At 61.3% G+C, this 24,215-nt stretch carries 22 protein-coding genes and 2 pseudogenes; 8 read left to right on the top strand and 16 right to left on the bottom strand.

From position 1 onward, the window contains the following. Positions 1 to 73: 73 nt before the first annotated feature. From CEC48_RS25175 to CEC48_RS25150, 6 genes are read right to left on the bottom strand one after another with little or no spacing between them, the layout of a single operon-like run. A complete protein-coding gene (locus CEC48_RS25175) occupies positions 74 to 2,461 on the bottom strand; it encodes a fimbria/pilus outer membrane usher protein (protein WP_088426197.1) in 2,388 nt (795 codons plus the stop codon). 41 nt (positions 2,462 to 2,502) lie between these two features. Beyond that, positions 2,503 to 3,288, bottom strand: coding sequence for a molecular chaperone (locus CEC48_RS25170; RefSeq protein WP_088426196.1), 786 nt, complete (start codon positions 3,286 to 3,288; stop codon positions 2,503 to 2,505). 26 nt (positions 3,289 to 3,314) lie between these two features. Continuing rightward, positions 3,315 to 3,767 (bottom strand): spore coat U domain-containing protein, encoded by a 453-nt coding sequence (locus tag CEC48_RS25165; RefSeq protein ID WP_371917784.1) that lies wholly within the window; start codon positions 3,765 to 3,767, stop codon positions 3,315 to 3,317. A gap of 52 nt (positions 3,768 to 3,819) precedes the next feature. Further along, positions 3,820 to 4,356: a spore coat protein U domain-containing protein gene (locus CEC48_RS25160; RefSeq protein WP_088426212.1), complete on the bottom strand. Its 537-nt coding sequence runs from the start codon at positions 4,354 to 4,356 to the stop codon at positions 3,820 to 3,822. Between the two features lie 18 nt (positions 4,357 to 4,374). Further along, on the bottom strand, positions 4,375 to 4,917 hold the full coding sequence (locus CEC48_RS25155; protein WP_088426194.1) for a spore coat protein U domain-containing protein: 543 nt from the start codon (positions 4,915 to 4,917) through the stop codon (positions 4,375 to 4,377). Beyond that, positions 4,911 to 5,402 carry a spore coat U domain-containing protein gene (locus CEC48_RS25150; RefSeq protein WP_176438782.1) on the bottom strand — a complete coding sequence of 164 codons (492 nt, stop codon included), beginning with the start codon at positions 5,400 to 5,402 and terminating at the stop codon, positions 4,911 to 4,913. Before CEC48_RS25150 ends, CEC48_RS25155 begins: the two co-directional genes overlap by 7 nt. A gap of 229 nt (positions 5,403 to 5,631) precedes the next feature. Between CEC48_RS25150 and zapE the strand changes: the two genes are divergently transcribed. Both zapE and CEC48_RS25140 read left to right on the top strand, forming a co-directional pair. Continuing rightward, entirely contained in the window at positions 5,632 to 6,747 is a 1,116-nt protein-coding gene (gene zapE / locus CEC48_RS25145) for a cell division protein ZapE (RefSeq protein ID WP_088426192.1), read from the top strand. 10 nt (positions 6,748 to 6,757) lie between these two features. Then, on the top strand, positions 6,758 to 8,071 hold the full coding sequence (locus CEC48_RS25140; RefSeq protein ID WP_088426211.1) for a leucine-rich repeat-containing protein kinase family protein: 1,314 nt from the start codon (positions 6,758 to 6,760) through the stop codon (positions 8,069 to 8,071). On the opposite strand, the pseudogene CEC48_RS32285 reads toward CEC48_RS25140, so the two are convergent. From CEC48_RS32285 to CEC48_RS25130, 3 genes and pseudogenes are all read right to left on the bottom strand, one after another. Next, a pseudogene (locus tag CEC48_RS32285) lies at positions 8,064 to 8,153 on the bottom strand (outer membrane lipoprotein carrier protein LolA); the annotation flags it as partial. The gene CEC48_RS25140 and the pseudogene CEC48_RS32285 overlap by 8 nt on opposite strands. A 25-nt stretch (positions 8,154 to 8,178) precedes the next feature. Further along, on the bottom strand, positions 8,179 to 8,886 hold the full coding sequence (locus CEC48_RS25135; RefSeq protein ID WP_088426191.1) for a YebC/PmpR family DNA-binding transcriptional regulator: 708 nt from the start codon (positions 8,884 to 8,886) through the stop codon (positions 8,179 to 8,181). Positions 8,887 to 8,978: 92 nt separating this feature from the next. Next, positions 8,979 to 9,839, bottom strand: a complete 861-nt coding sequence (locus CEC48_RS25130) for a LysR substrate-binding domain-containing protein (RefSeq protein ID WP_088426190.1) — start codon at positions 9,837 to 9,839, stop codon at positions 8,979 to 8,981. Positions 9,840 to 9,951: 112 nt separating this feature from the next. Here CEC48_RS25130 and CEC48_RS25125 point away from each other — a divergent pair, with 112 nt between their 5' ends. The 3 genes from CEC48_RS25125 (at position 9,952) to CEC48_RS25115 (ending at position 12,716) form a co-directional block, all read left to right on the top strand. Further along, entirely contained in the window at positions 9,952 to 11,061 is a 1,110-nt protein-coding gene (locus CEC48_RS25125) for a 2-aminoethylphosphonate--pyruvate transaminase (protein WP_088426189.1), read from the top strand. Between the two features lie 143 nt (positions 11,062 to 11,204). After that, the gene (gene phnX / locus CEC48_RS25120) at positions 11,205 to 12,032 is read left to right on the top strand and encodes a phosphonoacetaldehyde hydrolase (RefSeq protein WP_088426188.1); all 828 of its coding nucleotides are present in this window, start codon (positions 11,205 to 11,207) and stop codon (positions 12,030 to 12,032) included. A 123-nt stretch (positions 12,033 to 12,155) separates the two neighbouring features. Further along, positions 12,156 to 12,716 carry a cytochrome b gene (locus CEC48_RS25115; protein WP_088426187.1) on the top strand — a complete coding sequence of 187 codons (561 nt, stop codon included), beginning with the start codon at positions 12,156 to 12,158 and terminating at the stop codon, positions 12,714 to 12,716. Between the two features lie 121 nt (positions 12,717 to 12,837). On the opposite strand, the gene CEC48_RS25110 is transcribed toward CEC48_RS25115, so the two are convergent. Together CEC48_RS25110 and CEC48_RS25105 are read right to left on the bottom strand one after the other, a co-directional pair. Beyond that, complete coding sequence (locus tag CEC48_RS25110; RefSeq protein ID WP_088426186.1) at positions 12,838 to 13,737, bottom strand: 1-aminocyclopropane-1-carboxylate deaminase/D-cysteine desulfhydrase; 900 nt, start codon at positions 13,735 to 13,737, stop codon at positions 12,838 to 12,840. A gap of 57 nt (positions 13,738 to 13,794) precedes the next feature. Next, the gene (locus tag CEC48_RS25105) at positions 13,795 to 15,834 is read right to left on the bottom strand and encodes an NADPH-dependent 2,4-dienoyl-CoA reductase (RefSeq protein ID WP_088426185.1); all 2,040 of its coding nucleotides are present in this window, start codon (positions 15,832 to 15,834) and stop codon (positions 13,795 to 13,797) included. 220 nt (positions 15,835 to 16,054) lie between these two features. Between CEC48_RS25105 and CEC48_RS25100 the strand changes: the two genes are divergently transcribed. Further along, entirely contained in the window at positions 16,055 to 16,759 is a 705-nt protein-coding gene (locus tag CEC48_RS25100) for an SDR family NAD(P)-dependent oxidoreductase (protein ID WP_088426184.1), read from the top strand. 20 nt (positions 16,760 to 16,779) lie between these two features. Here CEC48_RS25100 and CEC48_RS25095 read toward each other — a convergent pair whose 3' ends face one another. Next, positions 16,780 to 17,712: a LysR substrate-binding domain-containing protein gene (locus CEC48_RS25095; protein WP_088426183.1), complete on the bottom strand. Its 933-nt coding sequence runs from the start codon at positions 17,710 to 17,712 to the stop codon at positions 16,780 to 16,782. Positions 17,713 to 17,845: 133 nt separating this feature from the next. Here CEC48_RS25095 and hutH point away from each other — a divergent pair, with 133 nt between their 5' ends. Beyond that, a complete protein-coding gene (gene hutH, locus CEC48_RS25090) occupies positions 17,846 to 19,387 on the top strand; it encodes a histidine ammonia-lyase (protein WP_088426182.1) in 1,542 nt (513 codons plus the stop codon). A 442-nt stretch (positions 19,388 to 19,829) separates the two neighbouring features. Beyond that, complete coding sequence (locus tag CEC48_RS25085) at positions 19,830 to 20,690, top strand: transporter substrate-binding domain-containing protein (RefSeq protein ID WP_256579774.1); 861 nt, start codon at positions 19,830 to 19,832, stop codon at positions 20,688 to 20,690. A 915-nt stretch (positions 20,691 to 21,605) separates the two neighbouring features. Here CEC48_RS25085 and CEC48_RS25080 read toward each other — a convergent pair. From CEC48_RS25080 to CEC48_RS25065, 4 genes and pseudogenes are all read right to left on the bottom strand, one after another. Continuing rightward, positions 21,606 to 22,397, bottom strand: coding sequence for an ABC transporter ATP-binding protein (locus tag CEC48_RS25080; protein ID WP_010166871.1), 792 nt, complete (start codon positions 22,395 to 22,397; stop codon positions 21,606 to 21,608). A gap of 17 nt (positions 22,398 to 22,414) precedes the next feature. Continuing rightward, the gene (locus CEC48_RS25075) at positions 22,415 to 23,152 is read right to left on the bottom strand and encodes an ABC transporter permease (RefSeq protein WP_088426180.1); all 738 of its coding nucleotides are present in this window, start codon (positions 23,150 to 23,152) and stop codon (positions 22,415 to 22,417) included. 16 nt (positions 23,153 to 23,168) lie between these two features. Beyond that, a complete protein-coding gene (locus CEC48_RS25070) occupies positions 23,169 to 23,891 on the bottom strand; it encodes an ABC transporter permease (RefSeq protein ID WP_088426179.1) in 723 nt (240 codons plus the stop codon). A gap of 100 nt (positions 23,892 to 23,991) precedes the next feature. Continuing rightward, positions 23,992 to 24,215, bottom strand: a pseudogene (locus tag CEC48_RS25065) (urocanate hydratase); the annotation flags it as partial.

Below are 24,215 nucleotides of genomic sequence, written 5' to 3'. Positions count from 1 at the left end.
CGAAAACCCCAGGCCCACCAGCACCAGCCATCCAACTATCCATTCCTTGCCCCGCACACTCACACTCCTTACGTCATTGGCAAACCAGCGGCCCGATCAGCGGCACCTGCTCCTTGTTGATATCCAGGTCGAACGTTGCCTGGCAGGTACGGCCCTCACCCACGGTGACTTGCAAGGTGTTGTGGGCCGCCAGGTTCTCCAGGTACACCAGGCCGTCCCAGCCCACCACCGCCCGCGCCCCGGTTTGCTCATGGCGCACCTGGCTGCCCAGGGGCAGGTCCTGATGCTGGGCATCCACCAGGGTGATACTGGCCGCGATCACCCGGCGCACCGGGAACTCCAGCAAGTAGCCACTGCCACGACGCACCGCCACGCGCTGCTCGACATTCGGGGTCTGCACGTTGACCGGCAGGTTGAGCGGGTCGATTTCATACTTGCCACGGTAGTAAGCGCTGCTCCACGGCACCAGCAGATGCCCGTTGCGGTCGGTCTCACCGACCAGCTGGTTTTCGTAGAGCACCGGCACCCCGGCATACCCGTCGGTGCTCACCACCACAAAGGCGTCATTGACCCGGTTGGCTGCGAACACTTGCTTGTCCATCCACACCAGCGAGCCACTGGCGTCCGCCCAACGGGTCTCGGCGTCGCTGCTGCCGTACACGCCCGCCTGCAATTGCACCGACTGCATGCGCCAGGTCAGGTCGGCCTGGCGATAAGCCGGCCCGTCGCCGCTGGCATAACCCAGGTTGTAGCCAACCCCGCCCTCGGATGGCACTGCACGGCTGTAGTTGACCCGCTGGCGACTCTCGCCGGCCTGGCTGCGCTCGTTGCTCAGGGCCAGGCTGCCGTAGATGTCGAACGGGATCACCAGTTGCGCCTGCACGGCCCAGTTGCTGTCACCGACCTCGCGGTTGGCCGACAGGTAGAAACTGGTGTTGCGCCACAGTTGCTTGCTCCACGTGAGGTTCAACAACCGGGTGCGTGAGTCATCGGCGGCCTGCACATCGAAATAGCCGGCACCGATGCTGCCGAAATCGTTGAGGTTCAGGCTCAGGGTCACCTGTTCGCTGCGTTTGCTGAGGCTGGCGTAAGGCGTGTCGACCAGGGTCAGGTCGGCGTACTGGTCGCGGCGCTCTACCCGCTGGTAAGACAGGCTGTAGCGCTGGTTGCTGTATTGATAACCGAGGCTCAGTTGCTGGCCGTTTTCGCCGTCAAACTGGCTTTGGCTGAGTGCCGTGTTGAGCACCCCGAAGTTGCCGAGCTTCAAGTTGCCGCCCAGCCCGCCCAGGGTCAGTGAACCTGCGGCTTCGGCATGGCTTTCCAGGGTGAAGTAGTCCGAGACGCCGTAACGAAACGTGCCGCTGGCCACGCCAGGCCCGTAGCCAAAATCCCGAATGGTGTAATCCCGACGCAAATTACCGGCCGCCACCGAAAAGTCCGACAGGCCTTTTTGCAGCAAGGTACTGGTGACGTAGAACGGCACCGTGGTCGACACCTGCCGGCCCAAGGCATCGGTGGTGACCACCACGGCTTCGCCGGCACCGTTGATAAACGGCACGTTGGTCAGGGTGTAGGGGCCCGGCTGCAAATCGGCGCTGCTGGATTTGTAGCCGTTGATAAACAGGTCCACCGACGACGGCACCGCCGCCTCCCCGGCAAACTGCGGCAAGGGGTAGGTCACCAGGTCCGGGCGTACGCCGAAGTCCCGCGACACTTGCACCCCGCCCAGGCGCACCGAACTGCTCCACGGCAACGCGCCGCTGATCACGTCGCCCGCCTCGTAGGTCAGCAGGCGTTCATCGTCGGAAAAACGCCAGGTGGTGTCATAGCGCCGGTAACCATTGTTCAGGGTACTGCCGCTGGTTTGGCCACCAAAGGTGGTGCGGTATTGCCCGGTATTGGACAGCGTGCCCCATGTATCGAACAGCCGCACTTCGTTGAAAATGCCAAGGTAGGTGCCGGCGTCATCGGTGTCATTCAGGTAGGCGTCGTAGTTGAGCAATGCACCAAAACTGGTGAGCGCCTGGGTGCGTGGGTAGTTATTGCGGTTGCCGATGAACTGCTTCGGCAACCACGCCGGCGGCACCGTCAGCATCAGGCGCTGGCCCTGGCTGTCGTAATCGGTATGCAGCCCGGGCAGGTGGTCCAGCTCAACCTCGGTGGTGATTTCAGCCGGCAGTTTCATGCCAACGTCCCGCAAGGTCGCCGCCGGCAAAAACAGGCCCCCGCCGCGCTGATCCACAGCGACCACCCGGCCAGTATCCATCTGGTTGACCACCAGTTCGAGGAACAACTGTGCATCGGCAACAGCCTCCATACTGCTGGGGGGCGGCGGCAACTGCGCGGCTATGCCAAGCGGCGCCAGGCCAGACAGGCCGCCCACCACCCACACCGATCGCCATCGACTACGAGCCCGATCACGGCTCACCAAGGCATTGTGTCCATCAATGGACATCTCCATCCGTTAAGACCAAGGGCTACTCCGTGCCCTATTCCATCGCGTTACCGTCCCGGTGCAAGGCTCTCCAATTGTGTTGCGCCATTGACCCGCACCTGCAACGGCTGATCGCCCGCTACGCCGTCCGGCACCGGCCAGCGCATGGTTGCACCCGGCAGCACGTAGCCCAGCAGGCCGTCCACCAGCGGCCGGGTTTGCCCGCCCTGTTTGAACGCGACATCGGTCAACCGCGCATGCACCGCGCCCTTATTGCGCATCTCCACATAGTTGCGCCCACCGACTGTGACTTTTTTCCAGCTCAGGTCAGGCTTGCCCGCGCCTTTGGGGTCGCGTTGGCGAGTCGCGTCGTCCTTGCTCCACAGGCCTGCGCCGTAGGCGAACAAGGGCACTGAATAACGCATTTGAAAGCGGATCGCGGCGGCGGTCTTGCCATCGGCAGCGGGGGTTTCAGGAGCGGCGGCGGGAATTTCGTCGATGATGATCCGATAGGCCAACTCCTGGCCCGGCGGCACCTCCCGCGTACGGGTCAGGCGCACCAGTTGCTTGTGCCCCGGCTCGATCTTCGCCACCGGCGGGCTGCCAATCACGTCACGCTGGTTCTGGTACTGCTCGTCAAACCCGCCCTGGCTCCAGGCAAATACTCGGATTTGCAGGTTGGCGGTCTCGGTACCGCGGTTCTCCAACCATAAGGCGCTGGCCTGTTGATCGGCCTCCAGCACCGGGTCGATGGGCCAGATCAACACCGAGCTGGCCGCCTGGGCCTGCGCTGCGCCCAACGCTACCAAGCCAACAAAACCCGCAACCCACAACCGCCGGGAAGCTGCACACATAAATCCCACTCCTCATGCCAATCGCCTTACCAGGACAGCTGCACCTGCAGCACGTCGCTGTACGTCCCCCCAGGCTGATTGCCCGGTAACACCACCCGGCCATAAATCGGCAGGGTTATAGCGTTTGCGTTGCTGTAGGCCACGCTGACGCTTTGGCTGATCCCCAGGCTCTGGCTCAGCGCTGCGTCTCGAAACAGCTGGTACGCCACTTGGGCACTGCCGCTATTGAGCTGCATGTGCCGGCCACTGGCGTTGTGCAAACCACCATCGACCGTCATGTTCAAGGTGACCCCGGGCGTGCATTGCAGCGTTACCCCGCCGCTCAGCGCCACCGACACCGTGCTGGTCGACAAGGACGAATAGCTGCCGAACGCCAGGCTGCCGTAGTTCGTGCCGTTGCCCACCACCAGGCAGCCTGCGGCAATCGTCGCGCTGACCTGGATTGTCTGGCTGGTCACCGCCTGCAACGACAACGGCATCCCCCAACCCGTAATGACCGCCAGCGTCGCCCAGCAGACCCGCTTCATGGCACTAGAACGTCAATTGCACGGACACCGTATCGGTGTAGGTACCGGCTGGCAGTCCCGTCTTGCCCACGGCCTGGCCGTAGATATTCACGGTTTGCGCAACGCCCGTGCTCGCACCTACGTTGATGGTTCCGTTGATCGCCAGGAGCGTCGAATGCCCGGTGTCGGTGTAGAAGTCATACGGCACATAGTTGGCCACGCCGTCGTACAGCGCCCGGGTGCCGCCGGTGGATTGGCCGTCATGGGACCCGGCGCCCACGGTGATCACCGGCGAGGTGCCCGAAGAACACTGGATCGACAACGCGCCCCCGCCGCCGCCCAGCACCTGGCCGGACTGCGTGGTGAACTGGCTGTTGGTGGTACCGAAATTGATCGAACCAAAGTTCAAACCGGTGGTGCCGCCCACGCCGTTGACCAGGCAGCTATTGGTCAGGATAAGCGTGGAGTTGATCTGCCCGGTGACCGTGGTGGCCGCCTGGGCGCCCGACACCCACACCAGCGCCATTAATGGGAAAACTGCTTTCGATACAAGTGCATGCATGATGTCCATCCTCATGGTTTACCAATCCAGAGTCACCGTCAGGGTGTCTGTGTAGATGCCGGCCGGTAGGGCCCTGGTATTCGCCACCACCGAGCCGAATACCGAAATCGGTACTTGTGCGCCCTTGGTCACGACGAAATTGCGTTGCTGGCCGATGCTGTAGGCGCTCAGGCCCGCAGGGTCGGCCGACAGCCGATACGGTATGGTTTGCCGGCCATTGCTCAAGCGCCGGGTGGTGCCGTCGCCATGGGCGCCACCGTCGATGGTCACGGTGAAGCTGCTCACCACCGAAGGGTTGCAGGACACCGCCAGCGCGGCCTTGTCGCCGTCACTGACGACGGCACCCAGGCGGTTGTCCCAGGTCGGCCCGTGGCTGCCGAAATCCAGCAAGGCCAAACCGCCATCCGGGCTCACCGGCGCGCTGTCCGTGCCTTTGCTTACCTGGCAACTGGCAGTGATCACCAGCCGTGCGTGTATCTGCCCGGAAGCCGCCGCCTGGGCGTCATCCGCCAGGAGCAGCAAGCCGCCCAGCGCGATGCAGGCCAGGGCACGGCTTACCATGTCACCGTGACTTTGAGCAGGTCGGAATAACGCCCCACAGCGGGGATTTCCTTGAGCGGCTCGATGCGCCCGTAGAGGGGCAAATCCACCGTGCCGGAATCGGGCACGCGACCACTTACCGGCACGTCCACGGCCAAGGGGATGCGACGTGCGGCGTCGGCATAAATTCGGTAAGGAATGGGTTTGATCGAAGGGGCTGCAGCGCCCAGGTAACGCACTTCGCCGATGCCGCCATGCAGGCCGCCGTCGACGCGCATTTGATACGGCGTATCCGGGTTGCACTCCAGGCGTGGCTGGCGCTGGCTGATCAAGGCTGCACTCAACGGGCCTGCCGGGTCATCCAGACGGGGGCCACTGCCAAAATCCAGCACGCCGAGCTGCTCGATGCCGGCCTCACGGGTGGTGCCGACCAACTGGCAACCGCGCTGCACGTTGATGCGCACCTCAACCTGGAGCTGAGCGCCATACACCGTATTGCAGAGCATCGCGCTCATAATTGCCAAGACTGCTTGTCCCTTCACTGCCCCAAATCCTTGTACAGGGGTGACTGCTGTGTATGAGATTAGTCACTCAAGGGGAATCCGCCAGTCAGGTCGTGCGTGTAGATCCGATCCAGCCATGCCTTTTCCAGATAGCTCACGGCGTGCTTCTCTATTGGTCAAACCGCAACCGGCGCTCTAAAGTGAGCGACCACCGAAACACAGAGTAACGATATTGGCTGCTTTACCGCCCCTGCTCAAACGGTTGCTGGGTAAACCTGCGGCGACCGACGCCGCCTCCGGCATCGCGGCATTTTTCGAGGGCAAGGCCCGGCAACAGGGCTACACCCTCAGCCCGAGCCAGTTGCAGGTCATCGAGACCATGGCCCGGCAAACCGCCCACCTGCTGGCCGGGCGCCCTACCCGTAGCCTGTACCTGCACGGCGCCGTGGGCCGGGGCAAAAGCTGGTTGCTGGATGGTTTTTTCCAGGCGCTGCCGATTGCCCAGAAGCAGCGCGTGCACTTCCACGACTTTTTCGCCCGCCTGCACCGCGGCATGTTTACCCATCGCCAGCAGCGCGATGCCCTGGCCGTGACCCTGGATGAACTGCTCGATGGCTGCCGCGTGCTGTGCTTCGACGAATTTCACGTGCACGACATCGGCGATGCGATGCTGATCAGCCGCCTGTTCAAGGCCCTGTTCCGGCGTGGGGTGTGGGTGCTGGTGACCTCCAATTACCCGCCCGCCGGGCTGTTGCCGAACCCGTTGTACCACCAGCGCTTCAAGCCGGTGATCGAGCTGATCAGTGCGCGCATGGACGTGATGGAAGTCAGCGCGCCCCAGGATTATCGCGGCCTGGCCCAGGCCCATGGTGAGCAGCGGTTCACGGCGGGCCAGTTCGTCTGGCCGGGTACGCCTGCGCAACGCGAGGCATTGGGACTGCCGTCAGCAGATCACCCGCCGCTCAGCCTGAGTGTCGGAGCCCGGCAACTGATTGCCCGCCAGCATGAGGGCCGCAGCATCGCCTTCACCTTCGGCGACCTGTGCGAACAACCGACCGCCGTCATAGACTATTTGCAGCTGTGCCGCGACTACGACCGCTGGATCATCGACGGCCTGCCGTACCTGGCGGACAGCCCGATTGCCGCCCAGCAACGCTTTATCAACCTGGTGGACGTGCTCTACGACCAGGACAAGCAACTGGTGCTGATCGGCGAGCAGCCACTGGAGCAATCCCTGAGCGGCCAGGCCATCGACCTGGCGCGCACCGCCAGCCGCCTGGGGCAGTTGCAGAAGATCGGGCCGCAACCCGCTATCATGAGCGCCATTCACGCCCCTATTGCCGAGTGACGCGCTGTTCATGGATACCCTTGCCCAACTCAAGGCCGGCCAATTGGCCGGTATCAAACGCCTGGACCTGTCCTGTGGACTGACCGAGTTCCCCCGGGAAATCTTCGACCTGGCCGACTCCCTGGAAATCCTCAACCTCACCGGCAATGCCCTGAGCAGCCTGCCGGACGACCTGCACCGCCTGCCCCACTTGCGCGTACTGTTCTGTTCGGAAAACGCCTTTACCGAACTGCCGGAATGCCTGGGCCAGTGCGCACAGTTGAGCATGATCGGCTTCAAGTCGAACCAGATCAGCAGCGTCTCGGCGGCAGCCCTGCCGCCACTGCTGCGCTGGCTGATCCTCACCGATAACCAAATCAGCCAATTGCCGAGCGAACTGGGTGAACGGCCGTTGCTGCAAAAACTGATGCTGGCCGGTAACCACCTGGAGCACTTGCCGCCACACCTCGCCCAGTGCAAAAACCTCGAACTGATCCGCATCGCCTCCAACCGCCTGACCCGCCTGCCCGACTGGCTGCTGACGCTACCGAGCCTGACCTGGCTGGCCTACGCCGGCAACCCGGTGGAAATGGCCGTGGAAGTGGCTCGCGATGACGCGACGCCGAACATTCCCTGGTCACAGTTGGCGTTGGGCGAAGTGTTGGGCGAAGGCGCTTCCGGGATCATCCGCAAGGCGTCCTGGACTCCGCCAACCGGGCAGGCGAAAGCGGTCGCGGTCAAACTGTATAAAGGCAGCATTACCAGCGACGGCTCGCCGTTGCACGAAATGCACGCCTGCATCGCCGCCGGGTTGCATGCCAACCTGATCAAGGTCGAAGGCCGCGTCGTCGACCATCCCGAAGGCCAGGCGGCGCTGGTGATGCAACTGATCGAGCCAAGCTATCGCAACCTTGCGGCCCTGCCGAGCCTGGCGTCGTGCACCCGTGACATCTACGAACCCACCACCCGCTTCAGTGCGGACGTGGCGTTACGCATGGCCCGGGGAATCGCCTCGGTGGCGGCGCACCTGCACGAGCAAGGCATCACCCACGGCGATTTGTACGGCCATAACATTCTGTGGAATGAAGCCGGTGAGTGTTTGCTTGGAGACTTTGGTGCCGCGTCGTTTCACGCCACGGTCGACAGCCTGGAAACCCGGGCGTTGCAGCGTATCGAAGTGCGGGCGTTCGGGGTGTTGCTGGGGGAGTTGCTGGAAAGGATTGATACAGGGTTGAGCGAGGAGAAACGCGTGGTGCTGGAAGCCTTGCGGGATAACTGCTACCAGCCGGATGTGCTCGCCCGGCCTGGGTTCAAAGAGATCGAACGATCGCTTGTCCTACTGTAGGAGCGAGCTTGCTCGCGAAAAACTCGAAAACGCCGCCGGGTGTCAGGTTTCCAGCGTTATCGTTAACGACCTTCGCGAGCAAGCTCGCTCCTACAGTGGATAATTAATCAGCCCGCCAACCCGACAAACATGTCCTGCACATCATCGTGGTTGTCCAAACCTTCCAGGAAGGCTTCGACTTCGGCCATTTGCTCATCGCTCAAACCGCTCACCGGGTTCTTCGCGATATAGCCCAGCTTGGCCGACAACACGGTGAACCCCTGCTCCGGCAAAGCCTTCTGCACGGCGTCCAGGTCGGTGGTTTCGGTGATGAACAGGGTGCTGCCCTCTTCCTCGCCCTCTTCGAAATCCTGGGCACCGGCTTCAATCGCAGCCATTTCAGGATCGGCGTCCGGGCTGTCCGGCGAGGCTTCGATCAGGCCCACATGGTTGAAGTCCCAGGCCACGGAGCCGGAAGCACCGAGTTGGCCCTTGCGGAACGCCACGCGGATTTCCGCCACGGTACGGTTGATGTTGTCGGTCACGCATTCAACGATCAGCGGCACCTGGTGCGGGGCAAAACCTTCGTAGGTCACACGGTGGTATTGCACGGTTTCACCGAGCAGACCGGCGCCTTTCTTGATCGCGCGCTCCAGGGTTTCCTTGGGCATCGAGGCCTTTTTGGCCTGCTCCACCACCAGGCGCAAATGTGCGTTGGTGGAGGTATCGGCACCGTTGCGGGCGGCAATGGTGATCTCTTTCACCAGCTTGCCGAAGATCTTGCCCTTGGCATTGGATGCCGCTTCTTTATGTTTGACTTTCCACTGTGCGCCCATGACTCACTCTCTTATGTCCATCGCGCCGAGACGTCTACTGGCCGGCGCTTTGGGGGCAGAGTTTATAGCGCGGAACACTCTCAGCAAAGCCTTCAGCGCGGCGCCAACTCGAAAAACGCCTGAATCAGGCGCAATTCCCGCCGCCGCGCCATGCACCCGATCACATGCCGATTGACCAACCCATCCCCCTGGATCGGAATCGCATGCACCCGCGGATCCCGGCTGACCTCCATCGACGACACCACCCCAACCCCCAAGTCAGCCGCCACTGCTTCCGTCACCGCCTCACGGCTGTCCAGCTCCAGCAACACCTTGGGCTGCACCCCGGCCAGGGCGCAAGCGTCGTCAAAGGTGCGCCGGGTGATCGAGCTGGGCTCACGCAGCACCATGATCACTTGATCCAACTGCTCCAGCCGAATCCCCGCAGGCTGTGCCAACCACGGATGACCGGCAGGCACCAACGCGCAAATCCGCGACTCGATCAACGGCTGCAAGTGCAGGCCCTTGCGCGGTTCTACCTCCGTCAGCACCGCTACATCGGCACGCTCAGACAACAGCGCCGCGAGGGTTTCCTGAGCGTTGCCCAGGCGCAAATTGACGGTAATCCCCGGATACCGCGCCCGCAGGCTGGCCAGCATCGGCATGACCATATGCGGCCCGTCCGCTGCTACTTCCAGGCGCCCGGTAAGCAGTTGCCGGTTGGCCTCCAGCAGGGTTTGCGCCTCTTCCACCAGGCCGAAGATGGCCCGGGTGATCGCCGCGAGCTTGGTGCCCTCCTCGGTCAACTCCACCCGCCGCGCGGTACGCCGCAGCAGCGCAATCTGGTAGTGCTCCTCCAGCGCCTTGATATGCCCGGTCACCGCCGGCTGGCTGATGAACAGCCGCTCGGCCGCCCGGGTAAAACTGCCCTCGCGGGCCACGGCATCAAACGCACGCAGTTGAAACAGGTTCATAGCTATCGGCCTCACTGATAGCTCGCATAACAACAAACAATTTGATTGATGACAAGCCAAACTGCAATTTAGGCGCCGTAACTTCATCCCATTGTTTTGCGAGGACACAAGAATGAGCACTGCCGCGCCGATCCTGCTGACCCCCGGGCCCTTGACCACCTCAGCCCGCACCCGCCAGGCCATGATGGTCGACTGGGGTTCATGGGATGACCGCTTCAATCAACTCACCGCCAGCCTCTGCAAACAACTGTTGGTGATCGTCAATGGCACCACCAGCCATGATTGCGTGCCGTTGCAAGGCAGCGGCACGTTCGCCGTGGAAGCGGCCATCGGCACCCTCGTGCCACGGGACGGCAAGGTGCTGGTGCTGATCAACGGTGCCTACGGCAAGCGCCTGGCGAAGATTTGCGAAGTGCTCGGCCGCCCGTTCAGCACCTTTGAAACCGCCGAAGACGAACCCACCACCGCCGCCGACGTCGACCGCCTGTTGCACGCCGACCAGGGCATCACCCACGTCGCGCTGATCCATTGCGAAACCAGCACCGGGATTCTTAACCCGCTGCCAGAGATCGCCCAGGTCATCGCCCGCCACGGCAAACGCCTGATCATCGACGCCATGAGTTCCTTCGGCGCGCTGCCGATCGACGCCCGTGAAGTGCCGTTCGACGCGCTGATCGCCGCCTCCGGCAAGTGCCTGGAAGGCGTGCCAGGCATGGGGTTTGTGTTCGCCGAAAAGCAGGCCCTGGCCGCTGCCCAAGGCAACTGCCATTCCCTGGCGATGGACCTGTTCGACCAGCACAGCTACATGGCCAAGACCGGCCAATGGCGCTTCACCCCGCCCACCCACGTGGTCGCCGCATTGCACGAAGCCCTGCTGCAATACCACGAAGAAGGCGGCCTGCCCGCCCGGCACCGGCGCTACGCCGACAACTGCCAGGCGCTGCTGGACGGCATGGCCGAACTGGGCCTGCGCAGCTTCCTGCCTGCCGCGATCCAGGCACCGATCATCGTCACCTTCCACGCACCAAAAGACCCGCGCTACCAGTTCAAGGCGTTCTACGAGCGGGTCAAGGCCAAGGGTTTCATCCTTTATCCCGGCAAATTGACCCAGGTGGAGACCTTCCGCGTGGGCTGCATCGGCCATGTGAGCCAGGCCGACATGCAAGCGGCGGTCGCGGCGGTGGCCGAGGTGCTGCAAGAAATGAACGTGCTCGAAATATAAGACTGAATTGCCCCTGTAGGAGCGAGCTTGCTCGCGAAAAACCTGAGGGCGCCGCGTTAATTCCGCATGCCAGCGTCATCGTCAACGACCTTCGCGAGCAAGCTCGCTCCTACATGAATCCCTTTTTAAACAGGATCTGAACCATGAACTACGCAAACCCTACAAAGCTTCAAGCCGCGATCCTCGACTGGGCCGGCACCGTGGTCGATTTCGGCTCGTTCGCACCGACGCAGATTTTTGTCGAAGCCTTCGCCGAATTCGACATGCAGGTCTCCATCGAAGAAGCCCGTGGCCCGATGGGCATGGGCAAGTGGGACCACATCCGCACCCTGTGCGACCAGCCGCAGGTGGCCGAACGTTACCACAAGGCCTTTGGCCGCACGCCTAGCGACGATGACGTCACCGCCATCTATCAGCGTTTCATGCCGCTGCAGATCGAGAAAATCGCCGAGCATTCGGCACTGATTCCCGGCGCCCTGGACACCATCGCCAACCTGCGCAAGCAAGGGATCAAGATCGGCTCGTGCTCCGGCTACCCCAAGCAGGTGATGGACAAGGTCGTCGAACTGGCCGCTACCAATGGCTACATCGCCGACCACGTGGTCGCCACCGACGAAGTACCCAACGGCCGCCCATGGCCGGCCCAGGCCCTGGCCAACGTGATCGCCCTGGGAATTGACGATGTGGCGGCCTGCGTGAAGATCGACGACACGGCGCCGGGCATCCTGGAAGGCCGTCGCGCCGGGATGTGGACCGTGGCGCTGACCTGTTCGGGCAACGCCCTGGGCCTGACCTACGAGCAGTTTCGCGCCCTGGACGCCGCCACGCTCGCCAGCGAACGCACGCGCATCCAGGCCATGTTCGAAGGCTCGCGCCCGCATTACATGATCGACACCATCACCGACCTGCCGGCGGTTATCGCCGACATCAACCAGCGGCTGGCACGGGGTGAAATGCCGCAGGGCAACTGATCGGCGTCAAAAGATCGCTTCTTCATCCTCCTCTCACGGGCAAACCTCGTAAAACAGGCTTACATTGAAAGGACTCCGTCGCGAAAGAACGGAGGTTTGCCCTGATGAGTGAGGAAGAAAGCGATGCCCTGGAAAAATTCCGATACGCGTTACAGCACCATGTCGATTGCGTTGCACTGGCTGATGGTGGTGCTGCTGGCGGTGGTTTACGCCTGCATTGAGTTACGCGGGCAGTTTCCCAAAGGCAGTGGCGGACGCACGTTGATCGTGGAAATGCACTACATGTTCGGCCTGACCGTGTTTGTGCTGGTGTGGCTACGGTTGTTCGCCCGCAGCCTGGGCGTGGCGCCGAAGATCGTACCGGTGCCGCCGCAATGGCAAACCCTCCTCGCCACCCTCATGCACATGGCGCTGTATGCCTTGATGATCGGCATGCCCATCGCCGGCTGGCTGATCGTCAGTGCCGAGGGACATTCGGTGATGTTCTACGGCATTGAGTTGCCGCCACTGATTGCCGAAAACAAGGCATTGGCCAAGGAGATTGAAAGCTGGCACGTGCTGTTCGGCAAGGTCGGTTACTGGCTGATCGGGCTGCACGCGTTGGCCGCGATCATTCACCATTACATCCTGCGCGACAACACGGCGCTGCGAATGATGCCCGGAAAAAGAGAGAGCAGTCGGTAAACCCATCGACTGAATGTGGGAGCTGTCGAGCCCTGGCGAGGCTGCGATGGGATCACCGCGCTGTACTTGCCCGACCGCAGCGCCTGCATCGCAGCCTCGCTAAAGCTCGACAGCTCCCACATTAACCGCGCGCAACAGGGAAACCCCGGCGGCCTTGCAGGCCGCCGGTGTGGACGAAGATCAGGCGAGTACCGGGGGCGAAGCGGCCGGCTTCAATCTGCTGCTTCAACGCCAATAGCGCCTTGCCGGTGTACAGCGGCTCCAGCGGCACGCCACAGGCTTGCTCGGTGGCGTCGATAAATGCCAGCAACTGCGGATCGACCTTGGCAAAGCCGCCCCGGCTGGCCTCCAGCAATTCATAACCCTCCTGCACCAGCGCCTGTACCTGCTGCGCCACCCCATGGTCATCAGGCACCGCCAGCGCGCCATACACCGGATGCGCACCCGCCTCGGCCAGCACCAACCCCGCCAGCGTGGTGCCGGTGCCCGCCGCCAGCCACCAACCATCATAGTCCGCCCAACCCAGGCCATTTAACTGCGCCTGCGCCTGACTCACCAACACCCCGCAACCCAACGCACCGGCCAAGCCACCGCCGCCTTCAGGCACCGGATGCAGGTGCGGATATTGCTCGCGCCAAGGCAACCAGAAGTCTGGCTCGTTGCGCGCGCGATAGCCGCCATAACCCAGCCAATGCAGCTGCATGCCGAACGCTTTGAGGTCGAGAACCGTGGGAGTGTCTTGCGGATGGCCACGCAGCAGGCCAACGGTCGGGAAACCGAAGCGTTTCCCGGCAGCCGCCAGTGCATGCAGATGATTGGAGTAAGCCCCGCCCAGGCTGATGATCCCACTGGCACCCGCCGCCCGGCCTTGCGCCAGGTGTTCGGTGAGCTTGAACCATTTGTTGCCGCTGATCAGCGGGTCGATGCGGTCCAGGCGCAGCACCGCAACTTCCACCGACCCCATCCAGTCCAGCTTCAGGGGTTCAAGGGGCGCGTGGGGAAGCCAGTCGAAAGGACCCATGAGGGCGGTTCTGCGAAAGAAAAGGGGCGGTAGTCTACCACCGCCCCTTTTGAGTGTTTACAGCTCGGCAGCCAGGCGCGAACCCTGGTTGATGGCGCGCTTGGCATCCAGCTCGGCGGCCACATCCGCACCGCCGATCAGGTGCACGTTCTGCCCGGCTGCGACCAGGCCGTCCTGCAGTTCGCGCAGCGGGTCCTGGCCGGCGCAGATAACGATATTGTCCACCGCCAGCACCTGCGGTTCACCTTCGGTGCCGATACGGATATGCAGGCCTTCGTCGTCGATCTTCAGGTATTCGACGCTGTTGAGCATTTGCACCTGCTTGTTCTTAAGACCGGTGCGATGGATCCAGCCGGTGGTCTTGCCCAGGCCGTCGCCAACCTTGGAAGCCTTGCGCTGCAACAGGAACACTTCACGTGCCGGCGCATGGCGCTCGGGCTTGATCCCGGCCACGCCGCCGCGCGCTTCCAGGTGGGTGTCGATGCCCCACTCTTTCCAGAACGCCTCGCGGTCCAGGCTGGTGGACACGCCCTGGTGCACGAGGAATTCCGACACGTCAAAACCGATACCGCCGGCACCGATCACCGCCACGCGATGGCCCACCGGCTTGCGCTCCAGGATCACATCCAGGTAGCTCAGCACCTTGGCGTTTTCCACGCCAGGGATCGCCGGAGTGCGCGGCGCAATACCGGTGGCCAGGATGATCTCGTCATAACCGCCCGCCACCAGTTGCTCAACGTCGACCCGGGTGTTCAGGCACAGCTCGACGTGGGTGGTCTGCAACTTGCGCTTGAAGTAGCGCAGGGTTTCAAAAAACTCTTCCTTGCCCGGCACGCGCTTGGCGATGTTGAACTGGCCGCCGATCTCGCTGGCCGAATCGAACAGGGTCACTTGATGCCCGCGCTCGGCGGCAACGGTGGCGGCAGCCAGGCCCGCAGGGCCGGCACCGACCACGGCGATTTTCTTGATCTGCTTGACCGGCAGGTAGTTCAGCTCGGTCTCGTAGCACGCACGCGGGTTGACCAGGCAGGTGGTCAGCTTGCCGCCGAAGGTGTGGTCCAGGCAGGCCTGGTTGCAGCCGATGCAGGTGTTGATTTCATCGGCGCGGCCTTCGGCAGCCTTGTTGACGAAGTCCGGGTCGGCCAGGAATGGACGAGCCATCGAAACCATGTCGGCGTCGCCTTCGGCCAGGATCTGCTCGGCGATTTCCGGGGTGTTGATCCGGTTGGTGGTGATCAACGGAATCCGCACCGCACCACGCAACTTCGCGGTGACCTTGCTGAATGCGCCACGCGGCACCTTCGTGGCGATGGTCGGAATACGCGCTTCGTGCCAGCCGATGCCGGTGTTGATGATCGTCGCACCAGCCTGCTCAATGGCCTTGGCCAACTGCACGATCTCTTCCCAGGAGCTGCCGCCTTCCACCAGGTCGAGCATCGACAGGCGGAAGATGATGATGAAATTCGGGCCTACCGCTTCGCGCACCCGGCGCACGATTTCCACCGGCAGGCGCATGCGGTTTTCATAGCTGCCACCCCAACGGTCGGTGCGGTGGTTGGTGTGGGCGGCGAGGAACTGGTTAATGAAGTAGCCTTCCGACCCCATGATTTCCACGCCGTCGTACTCGGCGACCTGGGCCAGCAACGAACAGGTGACGAAATCATTGATCTGCTTTTCGATGCCCTCTTCGTCCAGCTCTTTGGGTTTGAACGGGTTGATCGGCGCCTGGATGGCGCTCGGCGCTACCTGTTTAGGGCTGTAGGCATAACGGCCAGCGTGGAGGATCTGCATGCAGATCTTGCCGCCCGCCTCGTGCACCGCCTGGGTGACGATCTTGTGCTTTTGCGCTTCTTCGTCGGTGGTCAGCTTGGCTGCACCGCCATACACACCGCCTTCATCATTCGGGCCGATACCGCCGGTGACCATCAGGCCCACGCCGCCACGGGCACGCTCGGCGAAGTAAGCCGCCATGCGCTCGAAGCCGCCGGGTTTCTCTTCAAGGCCGGTGTGCATCGAGCCCATCAGGGTGCGGTTACGCAGGGTGGTAAAACCCAGGTCCAACGGGGCCAGCAGGTGCGGGTAGGCAGCAGCGGTCATGGTACAGCTCCACAACGGATCATCACGGGACGTGGAAAGCTCGAACGGCCTCCCATCGGTTTATGTCCCACAGACTAAGAGTCCCCCGGCTAGCGCTCAATGACCGTAAGTGACAACTTAATGATCAAAGTGCGCAGAACATGTTCGCTATTTTGACAATGACAGGCGCTGCCTGCGAACGCTAAAGTCGAGCGCCAGGAAACCACGATCAAGGAACCCCATGAGAGCAATCATCACGGGTGCAACGGGCGGGTATGGCAGCGCGCTTTGCCGCCAGGCAAAACTCAGCGGTTACGAGGTAATAGCTGTCAGCAGGTCCCCCGGGAAATTGCAGTTGCTCAAACAAGACGGGCTGGCCGATGAGGTATTTGCACTGGATTATCTCGCCGAAGACCTGGACGCCAACCTCACCGAGTTTGAACGTTTCCTCCAGAGCAAAGCGCTCACAACGATTGATTTGTTGATCAATAACGCCGGCATCGGCAGCAAACAGCACTCGTTGTTTGATGAAAGCGCCGATGAGTTACGAAAAGCGTTCGAAGTGAATTGCATTGGCCCCGGGCAACTCATCCGGCGGATGGCGGCTTCGTTTTCCCTGGCGACGGTGGTCAACATCTCCTCACGCCGTGGTTCGATCGCTCAAAATGCCGATGAACACGTCTCCAAGGCAGGTTGCTCCTATACCTACCGAATCTCCAAATCGGCACTCAACATGCTCTCGCTCTGTATTGCCGATGAGTTGGGCGATCGCCTGTTGAGCTACAGCGTTCATCCCGGCCGGCTGCGTACCGGGATAGGCGTGCAAGGCGCTGAACTGACTGCACAAGACTCCGCCGTGCGGCTATTCCAACTCATCGCGTCGCGCCCTGATCCGTCGCTTTTCTACAGTTTGGAGACCGAGCCCACACACATCCTGCCGTGGTGAACTTCATCCGGGAGTTTCATTTAAATCGGCGCAGCAGAAAGCATGGCAGCGGTAATCTTCTCCTGTTTCTGCCCCTGCCCGATCATCCAGCGTTGAAACCCACGGCACTGTTGTTTGTGCAGCGTATTGGGGTGCCAACTCAGGTAGTACGGCGCGGCCAACGGCACGGCAAAACGCCAGGGAATCACCAGCCGACCGGCGTCCAGGTCCCCGGCGATCATTGAATACTGCGCCAGCACGATGCCTTGCCGGTCAATGGCCGCCTGTATCGCGGTAATCGATGACGAATAGTTGCGGCGGATCACGATGGGCTGGCCGGTTTGCCCTTCCAGCTCGCCGAACCATTGGGTCCACGACGGCGGCGAATCGAATTTTGGCCGCGAGTCGATGCCGATCAGCCGGTAGTCGAGCAAGTCCCGCGCCGACTCAACCCGCTCCAGCAACTGCGGTGAACAGGTGGGCACCACACAATCGCGGAACAGCGGCACGCTATGCCCGGCATGCTCGGGGTGCTCGCCATACCCGATGCGAAAGTCGGCGCTTTCCTCCCCCGACGCATCGTCGAGGGTGCTATCGAGGTAGATGTTCAGGTCGGCCTCGTCCTGCGCCCATTCGTCGATCAGTGGCGACAGCCATTTGGTCATCAGCGAAGGCAAGCAACTGATATAGAGGTTGTTGGGATTCTTCGCCCGCTCGGCCTCGGCCACCGCCAGCCTGAGTTCTTCGAACGCCGCGGTGCAGCGGGCGTGCAGGCGTTCGCCAACGCTGTTCAAGCGCAGGCGCTGGCCGTCCTTGAGCGTCAGCTTCATGCCCAGGGCATCTTCCAGCAGTTTCATTTGCTGGCTGACAGCGCCCACCGAAATCCCCAGGCGAATCGCCGCCTGGGAGATACCGGCGCAGTGGCCCACCACTTCAAATACTTGCAACGCGCGCAACGGCGGTAAACGGCTCATGGGGAATCTCGCGACTTCAGTAGTTTAGATTTTCTACTAAAAGTAACAGAAAACCCCATATTTTCTTCAGTCAGTACAGACCGTAGAGTGAAGCCACTTCCCAACCTCACGTTGCGCCCTGCTGGAGTCGCTGATGAAAACCCTGCCTGAACAAATCACCCACGTCGTGTTAGGCGACCGAGAACCGAGCATCGAGGAATTCGTGGCGATTGCCCGTTATTCGGCCACTGTTTCGTTTGCCGACAGCTACAAAAACCGGGTTAAAAAATCCCGTGGGTTGATCGAACGGTTCCTCGATGAAAACCGCTTGGTGTATGGCGTGACCACAGGCTTCGGCGACAACGTACGGCACGTCATCTCGCCGGAAAACGCCAAACAACTGCAAGTCAACATCGTACGTTCCCACGCCGTCTCCGTCGGCGAGCCGCTGGTACGTGAACAAGTGCGGGCGATCCAGTTGATGGTGTTGATCAGCCTGGGCAAAGGCTACTCCGGGGTGCGCCTGGAACTGCTGGAACTGATCGCCGGCCTGCTTAACCACGACGTGGTGCCCTTTGCGCCGGGCGAAGGCTCGGTGGGTTACCTGGCGGTGGAAGGCCACCTGGCTTTGGTGCTGCTCGGCGAAGGCCGGGCCAGCGTCAAGGGCGGTGCACTGGTGGACGGCGCAACCGCCTTGCAACAGGTCGGCCTGCAACCGACCGACCTGCAGTGCAAGGAAGGCCTGGCGATGTTGAACGGCACCACCTCGGTGACCGCCATCGCAACGCTTGCGCTGTACAACGCCCTGCAGGCCGCCGATTTGGCGGACGTGGCTGCGGCCATGTCGCTGGAGGCACTCAAGGGCACCATCCGCGCATTCGACCCGCGCTACCACTCGATCAAGGCCCACCCCGAACAGGCCGCAACCGCCGCCACCATCAAGGCCATCCTCCACGACAGCCAGCTCATCGAAGAAAACATCGATTATCGCCTGCAGGATGTCTACAGCCTGCGCGCCATCCCGCAAGTGCACGGCGCCTCCCGGCAGTTCATCAACTACGCACGGGAAACCATCGAGCGCGAAATCAATTCTTCGGGCGACAACCCGGTGATTTTCCCGCTGGATGACGGTGACGGCATCGCGATTTCCGGTGCTAACTTCGACGGTACCTACATCGGGATTTCAGCCGATACGCTGTGTGTGGCGCTGACCAACCTGGCGAAGATTTCCGAGCGCCGGACCGACCGCATGATCAACTCGCACTTCAGCGAAATGCCGGCCTTTCTGGTGCGTAACCCAGGCCTGAACAGCGGCTACATGATCGTCCAGTACACCGCCGCCGGGCTGTATGCAGAGATGAAAACCCTGTCGATGCCGTCTTCGATCGACAGCGTCTCGACCTGCGGCAACCAGGAAGACCCGGTCAGCCTGGCCTACAACGCGGTGATCAAGGCCTACAAGGTCTCGCAAAAACTGCAGTCGGTGGTGGCCATCGAAGTACTGGTCGCCTGCCAGGCCCTGGACTTCCATGATGTGAACAAGGCATCGACCGCGACCAAGGCCGTCTATGACCTGGTGCGCAGTGAAGTGCCGGTGGCGGATAACGACCGCGCGTTTTACGCTGACATGGCCAGTGTCATCGACCAGGTGCGCAGCGGGAAAATCAACGACCTGGTGGCCCATCACCTGAACTGACAACACCGCCGTCAAACGGCCTGCCCTCCTTCCCGGACGGCGGGCCTTTGCCATTTTTGGCGCAGACAAAGCGATACCGGGAGACCTCGCCGATGCTTCCGTTCTACACCTGCTCGCGGTCCGCGACATGGCGCGCGTGCTGGATCATCTGGGCTTCACACCGATACGCATCGCTGACGCCTGACAGCGCACGGGTGAGTGCAAAACGCTACCTATCGACCCAAAACAGGGCGACAAAAAAGCGCGCAGTTTCTATCTCTGTTTAATTTTCTTGAAAATCAACAGGTTATTTATTTTCAAAAGCTGGCAAATATTTTGCAATGACATGTATGTACATGTGGAGTCATGTGCAGACTGGAGAGCAAATCGGCCAGTCCCCAAACCTGTATGCGTTCGAGAAAAAGTCCTAAGCCCACATCAAACACATTGGTAGGAAATAGAAATGACCGCTAAAAAATCGAATTGGTTAGGCTCTGTTGCTGTAGCGACCTTAGTGATGGCAAGTGCTTCCGGACTGCAGGCAAAGGACTGGACGTCCGTGAACATCGCGACCGAGGGTGCGTACGAGCCCTGGAACCTGACATTGCCAGGCGGCAAGATCAGTGGCTTCGAACCTGAGCTGATGGACTATCTGTGCGCCAAGATGAAGCTGCAGTGCAAGATCACCGTGCAGAACTGGGATGGGATGATTGCCAGTCTCAACGCGGGGAAGTTTGATGTGTTGATGGATGCGATCGTTATCACTGACGATCGTCGGCAGGTCATGGATTTTTCGATTCCCTACGCGCAGACGCCGGCCAACTTTGTCGCGCGGGATGCGGCGTTGCTGCCGGGCAAAACCGGGGCGGCCAATGCGGTTACGCTGGGTACTGATGCGAAGGCGATTCACGATGCGATTGAGCCGTTGCGTCAGGCGCTGAAGGGTAAAACCATCGGGATTGCTTCGGGCATCATTTACACCAAGTTCATTGATGAAAACTTCAAGGACGTGGCGACGATTCGTGAGTACAACACGTCGGCTGATGCGATTCTCGATCTGCAGTCGGGGCGTATTGACGCGATTTTTGATGACGTTACGTTCCTTGATTCGATTATGTCCAAGCCTGAGAACAAGGGGCTGGCGTATACCGGGCCGCAGATCAAAGGCCCTATCTGGGGTGATGGCGAGGGCCTGGGTTTCCGCAAGAGCGATCCGGAGTTGAAGGCCAAGTTTGATGCGGCTTTGAAAGAAGCGATTGCTGATGGGACGGTTAAGAAACTCAGCGAAAAATGGTTCAAGGTGGATTTGACGCCTAAGTCTTGAGGCTTAAAGGCCCGGTATCTATTTATGTAGATGGCGGGCCGTTTCTTTCTCGCTGGAGCGGGGGCATATCCGTTATTTAGGTAACGGCTATTTATGGTTCCGCTCTTACAGCGGCTCACTTTTGAACAGCGCAAAAGTAAGCAAAACGCTCTTGCCCCACCACTCGGCACCTCGCTTGGGCTCGGTGTGCCCTCTCTCCGGTATTACTGCGCGGGCCGCCGCGACGGGGCGTCCCTGCCCCGTCGCGGCTAAACCGGCGTCCTGCCGGTTTACCCGCTCCGTACTACCTGCGTTCGGCCAGCGTGGTTAACGGGGCGCCTACGATCAAGATCAAAAGCAACAGCACAGCGGCCTACCGGCCGGCTTGAGTGTGGTGAAGCAAAATCAAAAGCTAAAGCGGGCGCGGCCCAAATGTGGGAGCGGGATTGCTCGCGAAGGTCGTTAACGATGACGCGGGCATCCTGAATGAACGCGGCGCCCTCAGGTTTTTCGCGAGCAAGCCCGCTCCCACAGAAAAGCAGCTCTGCTTTCGCTCTGGACCTTGCCCTTGCTTCTAACACTCAGGCCGGCTTTCAGGCCGCCGTGCCCTTGATCTGTTTTTGATCTTGATCTGCGGGCCCCGTCAACCACGATGGCCGCAAGTAGGCACGGTGGAGCGGGTAAATCGGCAAGGATGCCGATTTAGCCGCGACGGGCCAGGGACGGGCCGTCGCGGCGGCCCGCGGAGCTGTGCCTTCGTTCCGGCATGCCGAGCCTAGGCGAGGCACCGAGTGGTGGGGCAAAGACCTTTGGGTTACTTTTGGCTGGGCCGGCATTCCGGGCGTTTGCCAAAAGTGACCCGCTGTAAGAGCGGAACCATATTCAGCCGTTACCGCAGCAAAGGATATGTACCCAAACCCAACCAACACCCAACCGCTACTCCGCACTACGCTGCGTATGACTCGAAACAAACTGCCGAAACCGCTCCGTCGGCAACCCTTCAAACAACTCCGCCGGCGTGCCCTGGGCATCAATCAACCCGTTCGCCATAAACACCACCCGATTCGATACATGCCGCGCAAACCCCATCTCATGGGTCACCACCAACATGGTCCGCCCCTCCTCGGCCAGCGACCGCATCACCCGCAACACCTCACCCACCAACTCCGGGTCCAGCGCCGACGTCGGCTCATCAAACAACATCACCTGCGGGTTCATCGCCAACGCCCGGGCAATCGCCACACGCTGCTGCTGCCCACCCGACAAATGTGCCGGGTAATAATCGCGGCGGTCATAAAGCCCCACCTTATGCAGCAGTTGCTCAGCCTCCTCCACACACTCGGCCTTCGAGCGCTTGAGCACACGCATCGGCCCTTCAATGACATTTTGCAGAACCGTCATATGCGACCACAGGTTAAAGCTCTGGAACACCATGCCCAACTTGCTGCGCATGGTCTCCACCTGGCGCGTGCTGCCAGGCAACAACCGACCGTTACGCTGACGCTTAAGCTCGATGGTTTCTCCGTCGAGCACAATGCTGCCCTCGTCCGGAGTTTCCAGCAGGTTGATGCAACGCAGGAAGGTGCTCTTGCCTGAACCGCTGGCACCGAGGATGGAAATCACGTCACCTTTGTGAGCCTCCAGCGAGATCCCCTTGAGAACCTGTGCCGAACCGAAAGCCTTGTGAATGTTGTTAACCGAAAGGGCGCTCTGAATGTGAGTACTCATGACAAGCTCCGCTGCAATCAGGAATGAGAAATAGGTTCAGGGGTTTGCTTGACCGGCACGTCGTTTGGCCGCTCACGCAGGTGGGGCGACAGACGATGTTCAATCCAGGCCACCACACGCACCACCAGGAAATTCAGGATCAGGTAGATCAGCGCCGCACAAATGAACACTTCCATGGTGCGGTAGGTACGCTGGATGATTTGTTGCGCCACGCCGGTGACATCCCATACGGTGACCAAGCTGGCCAGCGCGGTGGACTTGACCAGCAAGATGGCCTCGGTGGAATACGCCGGCAGCGCCTGGCGCAAGGTGACCGGGCCGATCACCCGCCACAGCAAGGTCCAGCGCCCCATGCCCACCGCCTGCCCCGCTTCGATCTGCCCTTGAGGCACGCTCAGCAGGCCGCCGCGAATGATTTCTGCGGTGTAGCCGGCGGTGCACATCGCCAGCGAAACCACGGCGCAGCCATAGGGCGACCTCAACACCACCCACAGGAAGCTGTCGCGAATCGCCGGGAACTGGCCCAGGCCGTAGTAGATCAGGAACATCTGGATCATCAGCGGCGTGCCGCGAAACAGCATGATGTAGAAGCGCGCCGGGTAGCTGAGGAAGGGCCAGCGGCTGACGCGCATGGACACCACGCCCAGCGACAGCAGCAAACCCAGGGTCAGGGACGAAAAAAACAAGGCCAGGGTGATGGGCAAGGCACCCAGCAACTTGAGCATGGTGTCGGCAAGAAAGGCGAAATCGATCATGGCAAACGGTCCCTTCTCACGACTGTGCAGGATTGCGCCGCTGCGTACGCTGTACGCGCGCTTCGGCAATGTTGAAAAGACGGCCCGAAAGCCCGGTCAGGATCAGGTAGCACACGCCGCCAACGATGTAGAACGTGAAGTACTGGCGCGTCGAACCCGCCGCCACCTGGCTGGCCCGCATCAGCTCCACCAGGCCAATCACCGAGATCAGCGCGGAGTCTTTCAGGCTCATTTGCCAGACGTTGCCCAGGCCCGGCAGTGCATAGCGCCAGATCTGCGGGATCAGCACCCGGCGAATCCGCGTTGCGCGGTTCATGCCGATGGCCAATGCGGCCTCAAGCTCACCCTTGGCCACTGCGATAAAGGCACCGCGATAGACCTCAGCCTGATACGACGCCGAGATCAATCCGACAGCGATGGCCCCGACCATAAACGGCGGGACATCGACATAGCCTTCACCGCCAAACCAGTGATTGACGGCCGTCACCACACTGGCGCCGCCGAAATAGAACAGGTAGATCACCAACAGCTCCGGAATCCCCCGGAACAAGATGGAGTAGGCATCACCCAGGTATCGCAAGGAACGCTTGCGGGAAAGTTTGGCCATGGCCACCAGGCTGCCAACCAGCGCACCGACCACCAGCGCCGCAAGGGTCAACAACACGGTCATGAGGGCGGCCTTGAGCAAGGCCATCCCCCAACCCGTGTCGCCAAAGCTGAGCATCTGCATGAGACTCATCAAGTCACTCCTACCGAAAACACATAAAGCACCGGAACCTTGAAATCCGTCTCAGCCTGCCCGCCGTCCATGAAGCAAAGGGTGCAACTGCCTGCCTGGTTTATTTGACCATCGGCAGGTTCAAGCCCTGCTCCTTGGCGCAATCAATCGCGATCTGGTAACCCGCATCGGCATGACGCATCACGCCGGTGGCCGGATCGTTGTGCAGTACGCGGGCGATACGCTCAGCCGCTTCGTCGGTGCCGTCGCAGACAATCACCATGCCCGAGTGCTGGGAGAAGCCCATGCCCACGCCGCCGCCGTGGTGCAACGAAACCCAGGTCG

The sequence above is a fragment of the Pseudomonas sp. K2I15 genome (assembly GCF_002204795.1).
Lineage (GTDB): Bacteria > Pseudomonadota > Gammaproteobacteria > Pseudomonadales > Pseudomonadaceae > Aquipseudomonas.
This window is presented reverse-complemented; position numbering and strand designations above follow the sequence as displayed.

Coding starts and splice junctions, on each gene's coding strand:
- CEC48_RS25130 (WP_088426190.1), bottom strand. CDS start 9,839: ATGAACCTGTTTCAACTGCGTGCGTTTGATGCCGTGGCCCGCGAGGGC.
- phnX (WP_088426188.1), top strand. CDS start 11,205: ATGAACTACGCAAACCCTACAAAGCTTCAAGCCGCGATCCTCGACTGG.
- CEC48_RS25095 (WP_088426183.1), bottom strand. CDS start 17,712: ATGAGCCGTTTACCGCCGTTGCGCGCGTTGCAAGTATTTGAAGTGGTG.
- hutH (WP_088426182.1), top strand. CDS start 17,846: ATGAAAACCCTGCCTGAACAAATCACCCACGTCGTGTTAGGCGACCGA.
- CEC48_RS25100 (WP_088426184.1), top strand. CDS start 16,055: ATGAGAGCAATCATCACGGGTGCAACGGGCGGGTATGGCAGCGCGCTT.
- CEC48_RS25085 (WP_256579774.1), top strand. CDS start 19,830: ATGACCGCTAAAAAATCGAATTGGTTAGGCTCTGTTGCTGTAGCGACC.
- CEC48_RS25135 (WP_088426191.1), bottom strand. CDS start 8,886: ATGGGCGCACAGTGGAAAGTCAAACATAAAGAAGCGGCATCCAATGCC.
- CEC48_RS25175 (WP_088426197.1), bottom strand. CDS start 2,461: ATGGAGATGTCCATTGATGGACACAATGCCTTGGTGAGCCGTGATCGG.
- CEC48_RS25070 (WP_088426179.1), bottom strand. CDS start 23,891: ATGAGTCTCATGCAGATGCTCAGCTTTGGCGACACGGGTTGGGGGATG.
- CEC48_RS25160 (WP_088426212.1), bottom strand. CDS start 4,356: ATGCATGCACTTGTATCGAAAGCAGTTTTCCCATTAATGGCGCTGGTG.
- CEC48_RS25165 (WP_371917784.1), bottom strand. CDS start 3,767: ATGCCGTTGTCGTTGCAGGCGGTGACCAGCCAGACAATCCAGGTCAGC.
- CEC48_RS25150 (WP_176438782.1), bottom strand. CDS start 5,402: ATGCTCTGCAATACGGTGTATGGCGCTCAGCTCCAGGTTGAGGTGCGC.
- CEC48_RS25155 (WP_088426194.1), bottom strand. CDS start 4,917: ATGGTAAGCCGTGCCCTGGCCTGCATCGCGCTGGGCGGCTTGCTGCTC.
- CEC48_RS25140 (WP_088426211.1), top strand. CDS start 6,758: ATGGATACCCTTGCCCAACTCAAGGCCGGCCAATTGGCCGGTATCAAA.
- CEC48_RS25170 (WP_088426196.1), bottom strand. CDS start 3,288: ATGTGTGCAGCTTCCCGGCGGTTGTGGGTTGCGGGTTTTGTTGGCTTG.
- CEC48_RS25080 (WP_010166871.1), bottom strand. CDS start 22,397: ATGAGTACTCACATTCAGAGCGCCCTTTCGGTTAACAACATTCACAAG.
- CEC48_RS25110 (WP_088426186.1), bottom strand. CDS start 13,737: ATGGGTCCTTTCGACTGGCTTCCCCACGCGCCCCTTGAACCCCTGAAG.
- CEC48_RS25115 (WP_088426187.1), top strand. CDS start 12,156: ATGCCCTGGAAAAATTCCGATACGCGTTACAGCACCATGTCGATTGCG.
- CEC48_RS25075 (WP_088426180.1), bottom strand. CDS start 23,152: ATGATCGATTTCGCCTTTCTTGCCGACACCATGCTCAAGTTGCTGGGT.
- CEC48_RS25105 (WP_088426185.1), bottom strand. CDS start 15,834: ATGACCGCTGCTGCCTACCCGCACCTGCTGGCCCCGTTGGACCTGGGT.
- CEC48_RS25125 (WP_088426189.1), top strand. CDS start 9,952: ATGAGCACTGCCGCGCCGATCCTGCTGACCCCCGGGCCCTTGACCACC.